The organism is Streptomyces sp. URMC 129 (genome assembly GCF_051386415.1).
Lineage (GTDB): Bacteria > Actinomycetota > Actinomycetes > Streptomycetales > Streptomycetaceae > Streptomyces.
In genome coordinates this window covers 1-17215 of record NZ_JBPQTQ010000057.1, presented here as the reverse complement: position 1 = coordinate 17215, position 17215 = coordinate 1, and the positions used below count along the sequence as shown (strand labels likewise).

General features: G+C 74.2%; 12 protein-coding genes. 1 reads left to right on the top strand and 11 read right to left on the bottom strand.

The genetic code is table 11. The features are described 5' to 3' along the window. Positions 1-103: 103 nt before the first annotated feature. From ilvC to ACSNOC_RS14035, 7 genes are all read right to left on the bottom strand, one after another. Entirely contained in the window at positions 104-1102 is a 999-nt protein-coding gene (gene ilvC / locus ACSNOC_RS14065; protein ID WP_436747736.1) for a ketol-acid reductoisomerase, read from the bottom strand. A 95-nt stretch (positions 1103-1197) separates the two neighbouring features. Further along, positions 1198-1722, bottom strand: a complete 525-nt coding sequence (gene ilvN / locus ACSNOC_RS14060; protein ID WP_436747735.1) for an acetolactate synthase small subunit — start codon at positions 1720-1722, stop codon at positions 1198-1200. A gap of 26 nt (positions 1723-1748) precedes the next feature. Beyond that, positions 1749-3626, bottom strand: a complete 1878-nt coding sequence (locus ACSNOC_RS14055) for an acetolactate synthase large subunit (RefSeq protein ID WP_436747734.1) — start codon at positions 3624-3626, stop codon at positions 1749-1751. A gap of 255 nt (positions 3627-3881) precedes the next feature. Further along, complete coding sequence (locus ACSNOC_RS14050) at positions 3882-6893, bottom strand: putative bifunctional diguanylate cyclase/phosphodiesterase (RefSeq protein WP_436747733.1); 3012 nt, start codon at positions 6891-6893, stop codon at positions 3882-3884. Between the two features lie 112 nt (positions 6894-7005). Continuing rightward, a complete protein-coding gene (locus tag ACSNOC_RS14045) occupies positions 7006-7962 on the bottom strand; it encodes a 2-hydroxyacid dehydrogenase (RefSeq protein WP_436747732.1) in 957 nt (318 codons plus the stop codon). A gap of 525 nt (positions 7963-8487) precedes the next feature. Beyond that, the gene (locus tag ACSNOC_RS14040; protein ID WP_436747731.1) at positions 8488-11496 is read right to left on the bottom strand and encodes a helix-turn-helix transcriptional regulator; all 3009 of its coding nucleotides are present in this window, start codon (positions 11494-11496) and stop codon (positions 8488-8490) included. Between the two features lie 48 nt (positions 11497-11544). Further along, positions 11545-11763: a hypothetical protein gene (locus tag ACSNOC_RS14035; RefSeq protein ID WP_436747730.1), complete on the bottom strand. Its 219-nt coding sequence runs from the start codon at positions 11761-11763 to the stop codon at positions 11545-11547. A gap of 332 nt (positions 11764-12095) precedes the next feature. On the opposite strand from ACSNOC_RS14035, the gene ACSNOC_RS14030 reads away from it, so the two are divergent. Continuing rightward, the gene (locus ACSNOC_RS14030; RefSeq protein ID WP_436747729.1) at positions 12096-13340 is read left to right on the top strand and encodes a M14 family zinc carboxypeptidase; all 1245 of its coding nucleotides are present in this window, start codon (positions 12096-12098) and stop codon (positions 13338-13340) included. Between the two features lie 66 nt (positions 13341-13406). Here the strand turns inward: ACSNOC_RS14030 and gatB are convergent, their stop codons facing one another. The 4 genes from gatB to gatC are packed head-to-tail and all read right to left on the bottom strand — an operon-like array spanning position 13407 to position 16975. After that, positions 13407-14918 (bottom strand): Asp-tRNA(Asn)/Glu-tRNA(Gln) amidotransferase subunit GatB, encoded by a 1512-nt coding sequence (gatB, locus tag ACSNOC_RS14025; protein ID WP_436747728.1) that lies wholly within the window; start codon positions 14916-14918, stop codon positions 13407-13409. A 34-nt stretch (positions 14919-14952) separates the two neighbouring features. Further along, positions 14953-15183, bottom strand: coding sequence for a hypothetical protein (locus tag ACSNOC_RS14020; protein WP_436747727.1), 231 nt, complete (start codon positions 15181-15183; stop codon positions 14953-14955). After that, positions 15180-16673: an Asp-tRNA(Asn)/Glu-tRNA(Gln) amidotransferase subunit GatA gene (gene gatA, locus ACSNOC_RS14015; RefSeq protein WP_436747726.1), complete on the bottom strand. Its 1494-nt coding sequence runs from the start codon at positions 16671-16673 to the stop codon at positions 15180-15182. Before gatA ends, ACSNOC_RS14020 begins: the two co-directional genes overlap by 4 nt. A 5-nt stretch (positions 16674-16678) precedes the next feature. Continuing rightward, entirely contained in the window at positions 16679-16975 is a 297-nt protein-coding gene (gatC, locus tag ACSNOC_RS14010) for an Asp-tRNA(Asn)/Glu-tRNA(Gln) amidotransferase subunit GatC (RefSeq protein WP_059011825.1), read from the bottom strand. Positions 16976-17215 lie beyond the last annotated feature (240 nt).

Sequence of the window (17215 nt, the reverse complement as noted above, 5' to 3'; positions counted from 1 at the left end):
TGCAGTGTATCGGCGCGGTGGCGACCCGCCAGACGTCTGACGGAGGCCACCGCCCGATCGAGCGAACTCCCGCGGTGGGGTGCGGCCGGGGCGGCCGGCAGGGTCAGCGCTCCTCGTCGACCCAGCTCATGAGCTTGCGCAGCTCCTTGCCGGTGGTCTCCAGCAGGTGGTTGGCGTCGGCCTTCTTGTACTCGTTGTAACGGGGCAGGCCCGCGGCGTACTCGGCCATCCAGTTCTTCGCGAAGCTGCCGTCCTGGATCTCGCCCAGGATCCGCTTCATCTCCGCCTTGGTGTCGGCGGTGATGACGCGCGGACCGGAGACGTAGTCGCCCCACTCGGCGGTCTCGGAGACCGACCAGCGCATCTTCTCCAGGCCGCCCTCGTACATCAGGTCCACGATCAGCTTCAGCTCGTGCAGACACTCGAAGTACGCGATCTCCGGCTGGTAACCGGCCTCGACCAGCGTCTCGAAGCCGGCCTTCACCAGCGCCGCGGTGCCGCCGCACAGCACCGCCTGCTCGCCGAAGAGGTCGGTCTCGGTCTCCTCGGTGAAGGTGGTCTTGATGACGCCGGCCCGGGTGCCGCCGATGGCCTTGGCGTAGGACAGGGCCAGCGGGAACGCGCTGCCGCTGGCGTCCTGCTCCACCGCCGCGATGCACGGGACGCCGCGGCCCTCCTCGTACTGGCGGCGGACCAGGTGACCCGGGCCCTTGGGGGCGACCATGCACACGTCGATCCCGGCCGGCGGCTGGATGAAGCCGAAGCGGATGTTGAACCCGTGGCCGAAGAACAGCGCGTCGCCGGGCCGGAGGTTGTCGCGGACGGACTCCTCGTAGACCTTGGCCTGGATCGGGTCCGGCACCAGGATCATGATCACGTCGGCCTCGGCGGCGGCCTCGGCGGGCGTGGTCACGCGCAGGCCCTGCTCCTCGGCCTTGACCCGGGAGGTGGAGCCCTCGTGGAGGCCGACCCGGACGTCGACGCCCGAGTCGCGCAGGGACAGCGCGTGGGCGTGGCCCTGGCTGCCGTAACCGAGGACCGCGACCTTGCGGCCCTGGATGATGGACAGGTCGGCGTCGTCGTCGTAGAACAGCTCGGCCACTTTGAGACTTCTCCTTGTTGTTGCCTGGCGGGTGGTCCCGCGCGTGCGCCGGACCACGGTAAGCGGTGCGGACGGGTGGTGGACGTGCGGTCTCGCTATGCGGTCCGGTCCAGGGCCCGCAGCGAGCGGTCGGTGATGGACCGGGCGCCGCGGCCGATGGCGATGGCGCCGGACTGCACCAGCTCCTTGATGCCGAAGGGCTCCAGCATGCGGAGCATGGCCTCCAGCTTGTCACTGCTGCCGGTGGCCTCGATGGTGACGGCCTCGGGCGCGACGTCGACGGTCTTGGCGCGGAAGAGCCGGACGATCTCGACGATCTGCGAGCGGGTGTCGTTGTCGGCGCGGACCTTCACCAGGACGAGCTCACGGTGAACGGCCGCCGCCGGGTCCAGCTCCACGATCTTCAGCACGTTGACGAGCTTGTTGAGCTGCTTGGTGACCTGTTCGAGGGGCAGGGCCTCGACGTTGACCACGATGGTGATGCGGGAGACCTCGGGGTGCTCGGTGGTGCCCACCGCGAGGGAGTCGATGTTGAAGCCGCGGCGGGAGAAGAGCGAGGTGATCCGGGAGAGGACGCCGGGCTTGTTCTCCACCAGGACGGAGAGGGTGTGCTTGGACATGTCGGTTCGCTACCTCGGCGTGTGGGTCAGTCGTCGGCGTCGCTGAAGTCGGGGCGGACCCCGCGGGCGGCCATGACCTCGTCGTTGGAGGTGCCCGCGGCGACCATCGGCCAGACCATGGCGTCCTCGTGGACGATGAAGTCGACGACGACGGGGCGGTCGTTGATCGAGTTGGCCTTCTCGATCACGGCGTCGAGCTGGGCGGGGTCCTCGCAGCGCAGGCCGACGCAGGCCATGGCCTCGGCGAGCTTGACGAAGTCGGGGACGCGGGTGCCGGCACCGGCGGCCGGCGTGGCGGGGGCCTCCGGGCCCGAGTGGAGCACGGTGTTGGAGTAGCGCTGGTTGTAGAAGAGGGTCTGCCACTGGCGGACCATGCCCAGCGCGCCGTTGTTGATGATGGCGACCTTGATCGGGATGTTGTTCAGCGCGGCGGTGACCAGCTCCTGGTTGGTCATCTGGAAACAGCCGTCGCCGTCGATCGCCCAGACGGTGGCGTCCGGGCGGCCCGCCTTGGCGCCCATCGCGGCCGGGACCGAGTACCCCATGGTGCCCAGGCCGCCGGAGTTCAGCCAGGTGCCGGGGCGCTCGAACGGGAGGTAGTGCGCGGCCCACATCTGGTGCTGGCCGACGCCCGCGGTGAAGATCGTGTTGGCCGGGGCCAGTTGGCCGATGCGCTCGATGACCTGCTGCGGGGAGAGCGTGCCGTCCTCGGGCAGGTCGTAGCCCAGCGGATAGGTCTCGCGCCACCGGTCGAGCTGGCGCCACCAGGAGGCGTACCGGTCGGCGGCCTCGGGACCGCGCGCGGCGGCACCCTCCTCGCCGCTCAGGGCGGCGGTCAGGTCGGCCATGACCTCCTTGACGTCACCGACGATCGGGACGTCCGCGACGCGGTTCTTGCCGATCTCGGCCGGGTCGATGTCGGCGTGCACGATCTTGGCGAACGGCGCGAAGGAGTCGATGCGGCCGGTGACGCGGTCGTCGAAGCGGGCGCCGAGGGCGACGATCAGGTCGGCCTTCTGCAGGGCGGTGACAGCGGCGACCGAGCCGTGCATGCCGGGCATGCCCAGGTGCTGCGGGTGGCTGTCCGGGAAGGCGCCCAGGGCCATCAGCGTGGTGGTGACCGGGACGCCGGTCAGCTCGGCCAGCGCCTTCAGCTCGGCGGAGGCCCCGGCCTTGATGACGCCGCCGCCGACGTAGAACACCGGTCGCGCGGCCTCGGAGATCAGGCGGGCCGCCTCGCGGATCTGCTTGGCGTGCGGGCGGCTGACCGGGCGGTAGCCGGGCAGGTCCTGGGTGGGCGGCCAGGAGAACGTGGTGGTGCCGGCCAGGGCGTCCTTGGAGATGTCGACCAGGACCGGGCCGGGGCGGCCGGTGGAGGCGATGTGGAACGCCTCGGCGATGACGCGCGGGATGTCGGCGGGGTCGGTGACCAGGAAGTTGTGCTTGGTGACCGGCAGGGTGATGCCGCAGATGTCGGCTTCCTGGAAGGCGTCGGTGCCGATGCTCTTGCTGGGCACCTGACCGGTGATGGCGACCAGCGGGACCGAGTCCATGTGGGCGTCCGCGATCGGGGTCACCAGGTTGGTGGCGCCGGGGCCCGAGGTGGCCATGCAGACGCCGACCTTGCCGGTGGCCTGGGCGTAGCCGGTGGCCGCGTGGCCGGCGCCCTGCTCGTGGCGGACGAGGATGTGACGGACTGCGGTGGAGTCCATCATCGGGTCGTAGGCGGGGAGGATGGCGCCGCCGGGGATGCCGAAGACCGTGTCGGCGCCCACGGCTTCGAGGGAGCGGATGAGGGACTGCGCGCCCGTCACGTGCTCGATGGTGGCGGTGGGCTGCTGCGGTGCTCCACTTCGAGGTGCCCGCGGCTGGGGCTTCGGTGCCCCGGTGGCCTGCTCGGTCATCGGCGTTCTCTTCTCGGGGTGTGAGGGTGGTGGTGCTGATGCGGGTGCTGGTCGGTGGTGCGGGCGCGACGGGTGTCGTCGCAACAAAAAACCCCTCGTGCCGTCAGGCATGCGAGGGGAACGCGCCGCTGGGGGCCCACGGGGTGGTCCCGGGGTCAGCCGACGCGCCGTCCACGTACGAGAATTCGGGTGCGCATGAATCAGACACTGCTCTCCTCTCCCGGCGCGTGTCAAGCGAGCGTGTTTGACGTCTCACTATGTGGGCGCGATGGGCGAGGCGGCGGAATCGGCGGGCGCGGCCTTTCCCTCCCGGCCGCCGCGCTCGTCACGGCCCTCGCGACTCGCCTGGTGGCCATGGCTCCCGTGGTTGCCGTGGCTGCCATGGCTGCCGTGGCTGCCGTGGCTCGCCTGGCTCTCGCGGCCGGGGGCGCGGGCGGGCCGCCCCGGCTGGCCGGGCACCGGGCCGGGCCCGGGCGGCACCGGCAGCCGGCCGTCGTCGAGGACGCGGCGCAGCCGGGCGGCCTCCAGCGGCTCGCTGAACGCCAGCCCCTGCCCGCGGCGGCAGCCCATGGCGCGCAGGGCGACGGCCTGCTCGGCCGAGTCGACCCCGTCGGCCAGTGAGTCGATGCCCAGGTCGGAGGCCATCCGCAGCAGCCCGGAGACGATCGTGCACAGCTGCGGGGAGTCCAGGAGGCCGTCGACCAGCTCGCCGTCGAGGCGGACGAGGTCGACGGGCAGCCGGTGCAGGGCCGCCGCGGCCGTGCCGCCGCTGCCGAAGCCGCCCAGCGCCAGGCCGACGCCCAGACGGCTGAGGTCGGTGAACCGGCCGCGCAGCTCCTCGGAGGCGAGCACGGTGCACGCCTCGGGCAGCTCGATCATCAGCGCCTCGGGCGGCAGGCCGTGCCGCCCGAGCAGCGTCTCCACGCCGCCCGCGCCGAGGGCACGGTCCGCGAGCCGGCCGCTGGGCACCCGCACGCTGACCGGGACCGTGAACCCCTTGCGGTGCCGCCGGCCGGCCTCGGCGAGGGCCTGCTCCAGCAGCCAGCCGGTCAGCTCGGCGAGGCGGTCGTCCTCGGGGACCGCGGTGGGGGCCGACGCCTCACGGCGCCCGCCGCGCAGGAACTCCAGCGGGGTGCACAGCAGGCCGTGCGCGGAGCGCCAGCGGGCCTGCGCGGAGACGGCGACGATCGCCCCGTCGGACAGCGCGACGACCGGCTGGTGCAGCAGGGTCAGCTCCTCGGTGTGCAGGGCGCGCCGGAGCCGGTCGGCCACCTCGGTGCGGCGCACGGCCTCGGCCTGGAGCTGCGGCGCGTACAGCTCGACCCGGCCCTTGCCGGACTGCTTGGCCCGGTACATCGCCAGGTCGGCGTTGCGCATCAGGGCGGTGGGGGTGGCGCCCGGCTCGGCGAAGGCGACGCCAATGCTGGCCGCTACCCGCACCTCGCGGCCGTCCGCCACGTAGGGGCGGGAGAGCGCGGCGCGGACGCGCTCGGCGATCTCCAGGATCCGGTACTCGCGCGGCTGCGGCTCACCGCCGGCGTCCCCGGTGATGAGGGCGGCGAACTCGTCGCCGCCCAGGCGGGCGGTGGTGTCGCCGGTCCGTACGGACTCGCGCAGCCGCTGGGCGGCCTGGATCAGCAGCTCGTCACCGGCCTGGTGGCCCACCGAGTCGTTGACCGCCTTGAAGCCGTCGAGGTCGATGTAGAGCACGGCGGCGTCCGGGTCGCCGCCGTGCGCGCCGCTGAGGGCCAGCCGCAGCCGCTCGACGAACAGGGCGCGGTTGGGCAGGTCGGTCAGGGCGTCGTGCGAGGCGCTGTGCTGGAGCTGGGCCTGGAGTCTGACCCGCTCGGTGACGTCCCTGCTGTTGAAGATCAGACCGCCCTCGTGGCGCTTGACGCTGGACTCGACGTTGAGCCAGTGCCCGGCGCCGTGCAGGACCCGGCACTCGACCCGGGTGGCGGGCTCGCGGGCGGCCGGGACGGTCTGGAAGCGGCGCAGCTCGTGCATCACGCGGCCGAGGTCGTCGGGGTGGATGTGGTCCGCGAGGTGGCTGCCCATCAGCCGGTCGGCGTCCTTGCCGTAGACCCCGGTGGCGGCCGGGCTGACGTACCGCAGGCGGCCGTCGGGGTCGGCGATCATGATCACGTCGCTGGAGCCCTGGACCAGGGACCGGAAATAGTTCTCCCGGTGGGCCAGCTCCCTGGTCAGCGAGACGTTCTCCATCAGGGTGATGCCCTGGCGGACGAGGAGGGCGAGCACGACGGCGCACGCGACGACGACGACCACCCGGTCCACGCTGCGCCCGCTCACGATGATGAACAGCAGGCTCACGACGCAGACGGCGGCGGTCAGGTAGGGGGCGAGGACGGCGAGCGCGCCGGCCAGCGGGCGGCCGGAGCGGGCGGCGCGGGCCGAGGGCCCGGCGGACTCCTCGGCGGGCTCCTCCCCGGTGGGCTCCCCCGGCCCGGCGCGGCCGGCCATCCAGGGCGCGCAGGCCAGCATCAGCGAGCCGGCGAACCAGCCGGCGTCCAGCAGCCGGCCCGAGCTGTACTCCTCGCGCAGCACCGGGGAGGTGAAGAGCGCGTCGCACAGCACGGTCAGCGCGAGAGCGCCGATCGCCATGTCGATCGCCCGGCGGTGCGCGGCGGTCCGCCGGAAGTGCAGCACGAGCACCATGCTGACCAGGGCGATGTCCAGCAGCGGGTACGCCAGGGCGAGGGCGGCGCGGGTGACGCTCTCGCCCTGCCGGTGGGCCGCCTGGGCGAGGGCGACGCTCCAGGAGAGCGTCATCAGGGAGCCGCCGATGAGCCAGGCGTCGAGCGCGAGGCAGATCCAGCCGCCGCGGGTGACGGGCCGCTTGGCGAGCATGAGGAGACCGACGAGGGCCAGCGGCGCGAAGAGCAGGAAGCAGAGGTCGGCGAGCGAGATGCGGGGGACGGCGCCGCGCAGAACGACCTCGTACCAGCCCCAGATCGCGTTGCCCAGGGCCATCATCAGCGAGGACAGGCCGAACAGGGTCCACGCGGCGCGGAACTCGCCGGCCCGCGTGTGGGCGTACCACAGGCAGGAGCCCGCGGCGAGGAGGGCGGCGGCGCTCAGGCCGAAGTCGCCCATGGCGAGCGCCACGTACTCGGACCCCCAGCCGAGCGCGGCGCCCACGGCGTAGCCGGTGCAGACGGCGCCGAGCACCAGCCTGGGGACCGGGCCGCCGAGCGGTCCGGCCGCGTGCCCCTGGGAAGACCGCCGATGGGTCCACGGGTGGTGCATACGCCTGTCGCCCCCTCTCCTCGCGGGCTCGCCCGCGACGGACGATACACCAGAACCGTCACTCAGCGACATAGCCTTCTCACTCAAAGTGACGAAAAAGAGAAGCCATGGCCTACGCCACGGGCGCACCACCCGTCGCGACGACGTACCGGAGGGGCTCGCCCGCCGCGAAGCGCGCCAGTTGCGCGCGCAGCAGGCGCGCGGCGCGCGGGTGGAACGCCGTCGACGGGCCGCCCACGTGCGGGGTGATCAGGACGCCGGGCGCGTGCCACAGCGGGTGCCCCGGGGGCAGCGGCTCGGGGTCGGTGACGTCGAGCGCGGCGCGCAGCCGGCCGGACGCCAGCTCCGCGAGGAGCGCCCCGGTGTCGACGACCGGGCCGCGCGCGACGTTGACCAGCAGGGCGCCGTCCGGCATCCGGGCGAGGAAGTCCGCGCCGGCCAGGCCGCGGGTAGCCTCGGTGAGCGGGGTGGCCAGCACGACGACCTCGGCGCGCGGCAGGAGTCCGGGCAGCTCCCCGATGCCGTGCACGGGCCCGCGGGGCGCCGTCCGGGGACGGCTGGCGACCCGGATCACCTCGGCGACATCGAACGGCAGCAGCCGCTCCTCGATGGCGGCGCCGATCCCTCCGTAGCCGACGAGGAGCACCCGGCGGTCCGCGAGCGAGGGGCGGAACGCGGGCGACCAGCGCTCCTCGGCCTGGGCGCGCACCGCGCCTGGGATGCCGCGCTGGGCGGCGAGGATCAGCGCCAGCGCCAGCTCGGCGGTGCTGGTGTTGTGCAGCTCGCCCGCGTTGCACAGCTGCGCGCCGGACGGCAGCAGCGGCAGGGCGGGCAGCATGTGGTCGACGCCCGCGGTGAGGGTCTGCACGACGCGGACGCCGGTCATCCGGGCCAGCGGCCGGACGGCGACCTCCGTGCCCTTGAGGTAGGGCACGGTGTAGAAGGCGCAACGGGCCGGATCGGCGGGGAAGTCGCCCGTCCCGTCCCAGCGCAGGTAGGTCAGCGACTCGGGCAGCGGGGCCAGTTCGTCGGCGGGGTACGGCAGCCAGACGTCCGGGGATGTGGTCATGCGGCCAGGCTAGGGCCCGTCTTCACAGCGGCCGCCCTGCCCACGACGCTCCCCCGGCCCGGAGGCCGGGCGGTTCCCCCTGGGCACGCACGCTCGCCGCCTTGCCGCATCGCCCACGTACTCCCCCGGACCCCGTCCGGGGGAGTACGTGCCCACCAGGACGATCCGGCGCCGTGCGATCCCACGCACCGTGGGGGTCCCTCCCGGCCCCCCGGGCGGCCGGACGCCCCCTGTGCAGACGGACCCCAGGGCGACGCGGCGCAGGGCGTGTCGCCGTGCACCGCGTGACCGGGCGGCCGGCGGGCCGGACAGGCCCGGACACCCTGTGGGTCCACCCGCGCATCCCCGCGGAGTCCGGGGCCCACCACGCACGCCATCGGGCGCCGCGCGACACCCCACCGGGGGGACGCGGGCCGCCGCCGGAGCCGCACGCCACCGCCCGGAATTCCCGCGCACACCACGGACAATGGCCGCGACGCGCGGCGCTGCTCCGCGCCGCCGGGGCCGGGGCCGCGAGCGTGTCGGTCAGCCGGTGGCCGCCGTGCGGCTCGTGCCGACGATGCCCAGGCGATGGGCCAGGGCGGCGGCCTCGCCGCGGCCGGAGACCTCCAGCTTCGCCAGGATGTTGGACACGTGCACGCTCGCCGTCTTCGGCGAGATGAACAGCTCCTCGGCTATCTGCCGGTTGCTCCGCCCCGCCGCCACCAGCGACAGCACATCGTGCTCCCGGGGGGTCAGCCCGAAGCGCTCCGGCCCGCCGGGCTCCTCGCCGGGCGTCAACGGCAGGCGGGCCCGGTGGGCCAGCCGCTCGGTCTCCTCGGTCAGCGGCCGGGCGCCCAGCTCCGCCGCCACCGCGTGCGCCTTCGCCAGCAGCTCCCCGGCGCGCTCGCGGTCCCCCTCGGCCAGCAGCGTCTCCGCCCAACGCGCCCTGATCCGCGCCAGCTCCACCGGGCGCGTGATGCCGTCGAACGCGGTGGCCGCCGCCGCCCAGTCCGCCGGGGCCGCCCGGCCCTCGGCGCGCCGCAGCTCGGCCTCGACCAGCACCGCGTACGCCGCCCACACCGGGTACGCCGTGGGCAGCCCGGCGGCGAACTCCCTGATCCGCGCGATCGCCCGGTCCCGCCCCGGCTCGGCCGCCGGCACGCCCCGCGCCTCGGACTCGGCCACCGCCGCCGCGTCCACCATCGGCCACGTGTAACAGCCGTTCCCCGGTGACAGGCCCCGGTCGATCGCCCCGGCCAGCTCCTGGCGGGCGTCCAGGATCCGCCCGCGCGCCGCCGCCAGGCAGATCGCGTACTGCGCGGCCGGATGCGCGTACTGCGGCGCCGAGTCGTCGTAGCGCAGATGGTGCTCACGCATCACCGCCATCTCCGCCTCGGCCGTCTCCCAGTCGCCCCGGGCCAGCGCCAGCCGGACCAGGCGCTGCGCGGCCAGCGCCCTGGTCACGGGGATCTGCGCGGTGCTCCTGGCCTCCGCGGCGACCTCCTCGGACTCCGCCCAGCGGCCCAGGGAGAACAGCGCGTCCGCCCGGTTCCCGTGGATCCAGGACTGGGTGTCCCGCAGGCCGTACCGGTACGCCAGGGCGATGCCCTCGGCGGCCACCTCCAGCGACTCCTCGGAGCGGCCCATCCCCTCCAGCAGCGACTGGAGGTTCACATGGCTGCGGGTGAAGACGCCGACCATGTCGGAGGTCACCACCCGCTGGGCCACCGCCCGCATGTCGGCCAGCCCCTCCTCGCCCCGGCCCGTCTCGATCAGCAGCCCGCCCCGGCTGAGCAGCGCGTTCAGCTCGGTGTGCTCGTCGCGCACCTCGCGGGCCAGCTCCACCGCGCGCTCGGCGATGGCCAGGCTGCCGGGGCCCGGGTCGAAGATCACGCCCCAGGAGGCGGCCTCGGTGAGCACCCGCGCGTGCACGGGCGAGGGCGGGAAGCCGCGCAGCAGCTCCTGCGCGGTGCCCAGCTCCTGCCAGCCGTTCCCCCGGCCGAGCCAGCGCACCAGGCGGGACTTCTCCGTCCAGAACCAGGCGGCCCGCAGCGGGTGCCCGAGGCCGTCCAGCGCGCGGAGCGCCCGGTTCACCACGGACAGGCCCCGGTCGGAGTCGCCGGCGAAGCGAGCGGCGAGCGTCATCTCGGCCAGCATGTCGAGGAAGCTCAGGGTGTCGTCGGCACAGTCGCACAGCGGATACGACTCGGCGTCGTCCGCCACCTTCAGCCCGCACCTGACCTCCGTGGGCGCGTCGTCCCACAGCTCCAGGGCGCGCTCCAGGAGCTGGAGCTGCTCGGCGTACGCGTGGCGGCGCCGGGCGAACGTCGCCGCGCTGAGCACGGCGGGCAGGGCCTTGGCGGCGTCGTGCGCGCGGTACCAGTACGTCGCGAGGCGCGCGGGCAGCTCGTCGCCGGGCACCAGCGCCGGGTCCGCCTCCAGGGCCTCCGCGTACCGCCGGGCCAGCCGGGACCGCTCGCCCGGCAGCAGGTCGTCGTCCACGGCCTCGCGGGCCAGGGCGTGCCGGAAGCGGTACGTGCCGTCCTCCTCGTCCACGCGCAGGATGCTGCTGCCCACGGCCGCCCGCAGCGCCTCGATCAGGTCGTCCTCGCAGAGCCCGGCGACCGCGCGCAGCAGCCCGTACTCCACCTTTGAGCCGCCCTCGGCGGCGATCCGCACCACCCGCTGCGCGGTCTCCGGCAGGGCCTCGACCCGCACCAGCAGCAGGTCGCGCACCGAGTCGCTGATCATGCTCCGGCCGCAGCCCTCGGTGACGCTCGCCAGCTCCTCGACGAAGAACGCGTTCCCGTCGGAGCGGCGGTACACCTGGTCCAGCAGCTCCGCGGAGGGGGCGGTGCCCTTGATCCCGGCGAGCTGGCCGCGCACCTCCTCGCGCGTGAAGCGGGCCAGCTCCATGCGGTGGACCGTCCGCAGCCGGTCCACCTCGGCGAGGAAGGGGCGCAGCGGGTGGCGGCGGTGGATGTCGTCCGACCGGTACGTCGTCAGGAGCAGCACCCGGCCGCGCTGGAGCGAGCGGAAGAGATAGCCGAGCAGCTCGCGCGTCGAGCGGTCCGACCAGTGCAGGTCCTCGATGACGAGGACGAGGAGGCGCTCCTGCGCCAGCGACTCCAGAAGCCGCGCCGTCATCTCGAAGAGCCGGCCCCTGACCTCGACGTCCCGCGCGGCGCGCACCGCCGCGCTCGGCTCGCCAAGCTCCGGCAGCAGCCGCGCCAGCTCCCCGCCGAACCCGGTGGCGGCCCGCGTCAGCTCCTCGCCCAACTGCCGGTGCAGCGCCCGCAGCACCGTGGAGACCGGCGCGAACGGCAGCCCGTCGGCGCCCACCTCCACGCACGCGCCGACGGCGGTCAGCGCCCCGGCCGCGCGGGCCTGGCCGAGGAACTCCTCGACCAGCCGCGTCTTGCCGACCCCGGCCTCGCCGCCGATCAGCGCCGCCTGGGGCTCGCCCTCGCCGGCACGGGCGAGCCCCGCCGTCAGCGCGGCCTGCTCGGGGCCGCGACCGATGAAGACGGGGCTGACGGTTCTGCTCTGCATGCCAGGCAGCATCGCACACACGTCTGACAACCCTGCCCCGGTTTTCCGTCAGGCGCCCGCGCCCCAGCGGAGCACCCGCCGGCGTCCGCCACGGGTCCTTCCTCCGGGCGACACCCCGGCCTCTCCTTCCGTTCTCACCCGCCCCCGGGCGGGCGTGGCGGCGGGATCGCGGCGCGCCCTCCGCACCTCGGCCGCCAGCCGCTCCCGGTCGGCCTCCCGGCGGAGGGTCTCCATCCGTGCCTTGACGCCCTCGATGTCGTGGAACATGGTCGGCTTCCTTCGTCGTGGCTGGTCATCCGGTGTTTCCGGGCTGCTTCAAGGCTCCGTTCCCAGGGGTGCCCGCCACATCGGGCAGCTTCCGGAACTTCCCCGGCCGCGGGGTCCTTAGGACCGGGCGCCGGGGGTACTTAGGTCTCCGCCACACCGTTCGCCCCCGCATACGGGGGTCGTCAACGTGCGTCCGGTGCCGAGGAGTTGCCCTTGACGGCCGACTGGGCCGTGGGTGTACTGACTCCACGTGACGCGACCGCCACTCCCGGAGGTGCCACATGGCTCAGCAGGCTCGGCCGGCGCACTCGGGCACGCCGGGCGGCTGAACCATGGTCTACAGGACCGTCGACCAGCTCGCCGCCGCGGCGGAGTCGCTGGTCGACCGCGACCCCGACCTGTTCGTGCTGCGCCAGGTCGGCAAGTCCCGCCTCGGCCACCCGCTGCTGCTGCTGTCGGCGGGCACCGGCCCGGAGAACGTGCTGGTCGTCGCGGGCGCCCACGCCAACGAGCCGATCGGCGGGATGACCTCGCTCCGGCTGGCCGAGCGGGTCGCGAGGCGGCACGACACCTCGTGGCACTTCCTGCTCTGCGCCGACCCCGACGGCGCCCGGTACAACGAGGGCTGGCTGGGAACGCCCGCCTCGCTCGTCCACTACTACCGGCACTTCTTCCGGCCGGCCTTCGCCGAGCAGCCGGAGTGGCTCCCGGCCGGAGGTGAGCCGCCGCTGCCGGAGACGCGGACCATCGTCCAGCTCCTGGACGAGCTGCGGCCCGTGCTCCAGTGCTCGCTGCACGGCTCGGAGGTGGGCGGCGGCTGGGTGCAGCTCACCCACGACCTGCCGGGTGTCGCGGCGCCGCTGCACCGGGCCGCCGCGGAACTGGGCATCCCGCTCGACCCCGGCCCGTTCGACGCCTTCCACTGGCCGAGCCCGGCGCCCGGGGTCTACACGATGCCGCCGCCGGGCGGGATCGACCAGTTCCGGTCGCTGCCGGACAGCACCGCCCGGTCCACCTGGCTCTACCCGTTCCGCTACGGCACCGTCTCGGCCGTGATCGAGGCGCCGCAGTGGGCGTCCGAGGCCGCGACGGACCCGGCGCCGCACCCGTCGCCCGGCAAGGCGCTGCGGGAGATCGGGGACACGCTGCGGCACGACGCGCGGCTGGTGGCGGAGCAGCTCGACGCGGCCCGCCCCCACCTGGAGCGGCCCGAGCCGATGCTGCCGGCCGTCGAGGAGTTCCTCGCCAACGCGCCCGGGCTGGCGCGCGACTGGGAGCCGTCGGTGCTGCTGCGCGAGACCGGGCCCCGGCTGAACACCGGGCGCGTCGCCGGGCTGGACGTCGCGGCCCGGCGGCTGGTGATGCGGTCGGCGGCGATGCTGCTGCGCACCCTGCCCGCGCCGGGCGCGGGCCGGGCCGCGGCGGCCACGGCGGGCGTGCGCGGCACGCTGGAGCGGCTGCTGCGCCAGTGGTGCGACCGGCTGGAACGGGACTTCGCGCCCCGTCCGGTGCCCGTCGCGGACCAGGCCGAGTACCAGACGCGGGTGGCGCTGGCGCTCCTGGACCGGGTGCACTGACCGGCCGCCGGTTCCGTTCGCCTCCGGTACGGGCGGGGGCGCCCGGCATGGGCCGGGCGCCTGGCCTCACTCCGTCACGCCGAGCCGTTCCAGGATCATCTGCCGCGCCATCGCCGCGTCCGCCTGGCCGCGGGTCGCCTTCATCACCGCGCCGACCAGCGCGCCGGCCGCCGCGACCTTGCCGCCGCGCACCTTGTCCGCGATGGCCTGGTTGGCGGCGATGGCCTCGTCGACGGCCTGCCCCAGGGCATCGGTGTCGGACACGATCGCCAGGCCGCGCCGCGCGACCACCTCGTCGGGCCCGCCCTCGCCGGCCAGCACGCCCTCGATGGCCTGCCGGGCCAGCTTGTCGTTGAGCGAGCCCTCGGCGACGAGGGCGGCCACCCGGGCCACCTGGGCCGGGGTGATGGGCAGCGCGGACAGCTCCATGCCCTGCTCGTTCGCCCGGCGGGCCAGCTCGCCCATCCACCACTTGCGGGCCGCGGCGGCGTCGGCGCCCGCCTCGATGGTGGCCACGATGGGCTGGATGGCGCCCGCGTTGAGGACGGACCGCATCTCGTGCTCCGAGATGCCCCACTCCTCGCGCAGCCGGTTGCGGCGGACGCGCGGCAGCTCGGGCAGCGAGGCCCGCAGCTCCTCCACCCACTCCCGGGCGGGGGCGACCGGCACCAGGTCGGGCTCCGGGAAGTACCGGTAGTCCTCGGCCTCCTCCTTCACTCGGCCCGAGGTGGTGGTGCCGTTGTCCTCGTGGAAGTGCCGGGTCTCCTGCACGACGGTGCCACCGCCGTCCAGCACGGCGGCGTGCCGCTGGATCTCGAACCGGACGGCCCGCTCCACGCTGCGCAGCGAGTTCACGTTCTTGGTCTCGCTGCGGGTGCCGAACGTCTCCCGGCCGTGCGGGCGCAGGCTGAGGTTGACGTCGCAGCGGAGCTGGCCCATCTCCATCCGGGCCTCCGAGACGCCGAGGCCCCTGATGACCTCGCGCAGCTCGGCCACGTAGGCGCGGGCGATCTCGGGGGCGCGCGCGCCGGCGCCGGTGATCGGCTTGGTGACGATCTCGATCAGCGGGATGCCGGCCCGGTTGTAGTCCAGCAGGGAGTGCGAGGCGCCGTGGATGCGGCCGGTGGCGCCGCCGACGTGGGTGGACTTGCCGGTGTCCTCCTCCATGTGGGCGCGCTCGATGCCGACGCGGAAGATCTCGCCGTCCTCCAGCTGGACGTCCAGATAGCCGTCGTACGCGATGGGCTCGTCGTACTGCGACGTCTGGAAGTTCTTCGGCATGTCCGGATAGAAGTAGTTCTTCCGGGCGAAGCGGCACCACGGGGCGATCTCGCAGTTGAGGGCGAGACCGATGCGGATGGCGGACTCCACGGCGGTGGCGTTGACCACCGGCAGCGCCCCGGGCAGGCCGAGGCAGGTGGGGCAGGTCTGGGAGTTGGGCTCCGCGCCCAGGGTGGTGGCGCAGCCGCAGAACATCTTCGTCCTGGTGCCGAGCTCCACATGGACCTCCAGGCCCATGACGGGGTCGTAGGACGCCAGCGCGTCCTCGTACGACACCAGCTCTGTAACGGTGGTCACGGGGGTACTACCTCTCGGGTGCTCGGTGCCGCGGTCAGTCGGTGAGGGGGCCGGGGCCGTCCTCGCCGAGCCTGCGCAGCTCGCGCGCCAGCAGGGCGACGCTGGTGACGATGGCGGCGGCCGAGACGATCGCGTCCGCGAGCTGGAGCCGGTCGCCCTCGCTGCGCGCCTCCTTCAGGCGCTTGGCGACGCTGAAGGTCCCGAACAGCGTGGTGCCGAGGGACAGGTACATGCTCGCCTTGGACTTCTGCTTCTTCTTGCTCATAGCGCGGGCGCCTCCTCCAGGATCGGGTGTCCCCAGCGTGCCCGGAAGGCCGCCTCGACCGCCGCCCCCACGCGGTACAGCCGGTCGTCGGCCATGGCCGGGGCGATGATCTGCAGGCCCACCGGGAGTCCGTCCTCGGGGGCCAGGCCGCAGGGGAGGGACATCGCGGCGATGCCCGCCAGGTTCACGGGGATGGTGCACAGGTCTGCTCGGTACATCGCCATCGGGTCGTCGGCGCGCTCGCCGATCGGGAAGGCGGTGGTGGGGGTGGTCGGCGCCAGCACGACGTCGACCTGCTCGAAGGCCCGCGCGAAGTCGCGGACGACGAGGGTGCGGGCCTTCTGCGCGCTGCCGTAGTACGCCTCGTAGTACCCGGACGAGAGCGCGTAGGTGCCCAGGATGATGCGGCGCTTGACCTCCGGGCCGAAGCCCGCCTCGCGGGTGAGGGAGGTGACCTCCTCGGCGGACCGGGCGCCGTCGTCGCCGACGCGCAGGCCGTAGCGGATGGCGTCGAAGCGGGCCAGGTTCGAGGAGCACTCGGAGGGCGCGATCAGGTAGTACGCGGCGAGCGCGGCCTCGAACGACGGGCAGGACAGCTCCACGATCTCGGCGCCGAGCTCGCGCAGCAGCGCGACGGACTCGTCGAACCGCCGCATGACGCCCGCCTGGAAGCCCTCGCCGCGGAACTCCTTGACCACGCCGACGCGCAGCCCCTCGGCCGTGCCCGCGCGGGCGGCCTCGACCACCGGGGGCACGGGGGCGTCGATGGAGGTGGAGTCCAGCGGGTCGTGCCCGGCGATCACCGCGTGCAGCAGCGCCGCGTCCAGCACGGTGCGGGCGCAGGGGCCGCCCTGGTCGAGGGAGGAGGAGAACGCGACCATGCCGTACCGGGAGACGCCGCCGTAGGTGGGCTTGACGCCGACCGTGCCGGTGACGGCGGCGGGCTGCCGGATGGAGCCGCCGGTGTCGGTGCCGATGGCCAGCGGCGCCTCGAAGGAGGCGAGGGACGCGGCGGAGCCGCCGCCCGAGCCGCCGGGGATGCGGGTGAGGTCCCAGGGGTTGCCGGTGGGGCCGAACGCGCTGTTCTCCGTGGAGGAGCCCATCGCGAACTCGTCCATGTTGGTCTTGCCCAGGATCACGATGCCCGCGGCCTTCAGGCGCTTGGTCACCGTGGCGTCGTAGGGCGGGATCCAGCCTTCGAGGATCTTCGAGCCGACGGTGGTCGGCACGCCCTCGGTGGTGAAGATGTCCTTGAGCGCCAGCGGCACGCCGGCCAGCGGGCCCAGCGGCTCGCCCTTGGCGCGCTTGTCGTCCACGGCGCGGGCCTGGGCGAGGGCGCCCTCGCGGTCCACGTGCAGGAAGGCGTGCACCTTCTCGTCGACGGCGTCGATGCGGGCGAGATGGGCCTCGGTGACCTCGACGGCGCTGACGTCGCCGGAGGCGACGCGGGCGGCGAGCTCGGCGGCGGTGAGCCGGATCAGGTCGGCCATGTCCGTCACTCCTCCCCCAGGATCTGCGGCACCTTGAAACGCTGCTGCTCCTGGGCCGGGGCACCCGACAGCGCCTGCTCCGCGGTCAGGCCGGGCCTGACCTCGTCGGGGCGCATGACGTTGGTGAGGGGCAGCGGGTGGGAGGTCGGCGGTACGTCCTCGGTGGCGACATCGGCGACGCGGGCGACCGCGCCGATGATGTCGTCGAGCTGTCCGGCGAAGTGGTCGAGCTCCTCGGCCGTCAGCTCCAGACGCGCCAGCCGGGCGAGGTGGGCGACCTCCTCGCGCGTGATGCCAGGCATGTGGCGATCCTCTTGCTCGTCGCGGGCTGGGTTCTGATGGTGCGCGGACAGCGGCCGGGCCCCCGGCGCGGGTGGCGCCGCCGGCGGCGCCGCCGGCACGGCGGACGCGAGCCCGCTGTCGTACGCGACCCCAATCCTATGGGGCCCCCGGTGCCAGCCGCTCCCGCATTCCCGCGGCGGCCCCGGCGGACCTAGCGGACCTGGCGGACGGGGGCGCGGTCGGCGGGGATGTCGTGGGGG

Excerpts from the sequence above, each read along its gene's own strand:
- ACSNOC_RS14045 (WP_436747732.1), bottom strand. The coding sequence starts at position 7,962 with ATGACCACATCCCCGGACGTCTGGCTGCCGTACCCCGCCGACGAACTG.
- ACSNOC_RS14020 (WP_436747727.1), bottom strand. The coding sequence starts at position 15,183 with ATGAGCAAGAAGAAGCAGAAGTCCAAGGCGAGCATGTACCTGTCCCTC.
- ACSNOC_RS14035 (WP_436747730.1), bottom strand. The coding sequence starts at position 11,763 with ATGTTCCACGACATCGAGGGCGTCAAGGCACGGATGGAGACCCTCCGC.
- ACSNOC_RS14030 (WP_436747729.1), top strand. The coding sequence starts at position 12,096 with ATGGTCTACAGGACCGTCGACCAGCTCGCCGCCGCGGCGGAGTCGCTG.
- ilvN (WP_436747735.1), bottom strand. The coding sequence starts at position 1,722 with ATGTCCAAGCACACCCTCTCCGTCCTGGTGGAGAACAAGCCCGGCGTC.
- gatC (WP_059011825.1), bottom strand. The coding sequence starts at position 16,975 with ATGCCTGGCATCACGCGCGAGGAGGTCGCCCACCTCGCCCGGCTGGCG.
- ACSNOC_RS14050 (WP_436747733.1), bottom strand. The coding sequence starts at position 6,893 with ATGCACCACCCGTGGACCCATCGGCGGTCTTCCCAGGGGCACGCGGCC.
- ACSNOC_RS14055 (WP_436747734.1), bottom strand. The coding sequence starts at position 3,626 with ATGACCGAGCAGGCCACCGGGGCACCGAAGCCCCAGCCGCGGGCACCT.
- gatA (WP_436747726.1), bottom strand. The coding sequence starts at position 16,673 with ATGGCCGACCTGATCCGGCTCACCGCCGCCGAGCTCGCCGCCCGCGTC.
- ACSNOC_RS14040 (WP_436747731.1), bottom strand. The coding sequence starts at position 11,496 with ATGCAGAGCAGAACCGTCAGCCCCGTCTTCATCGGTCGCGGCCCCGAG.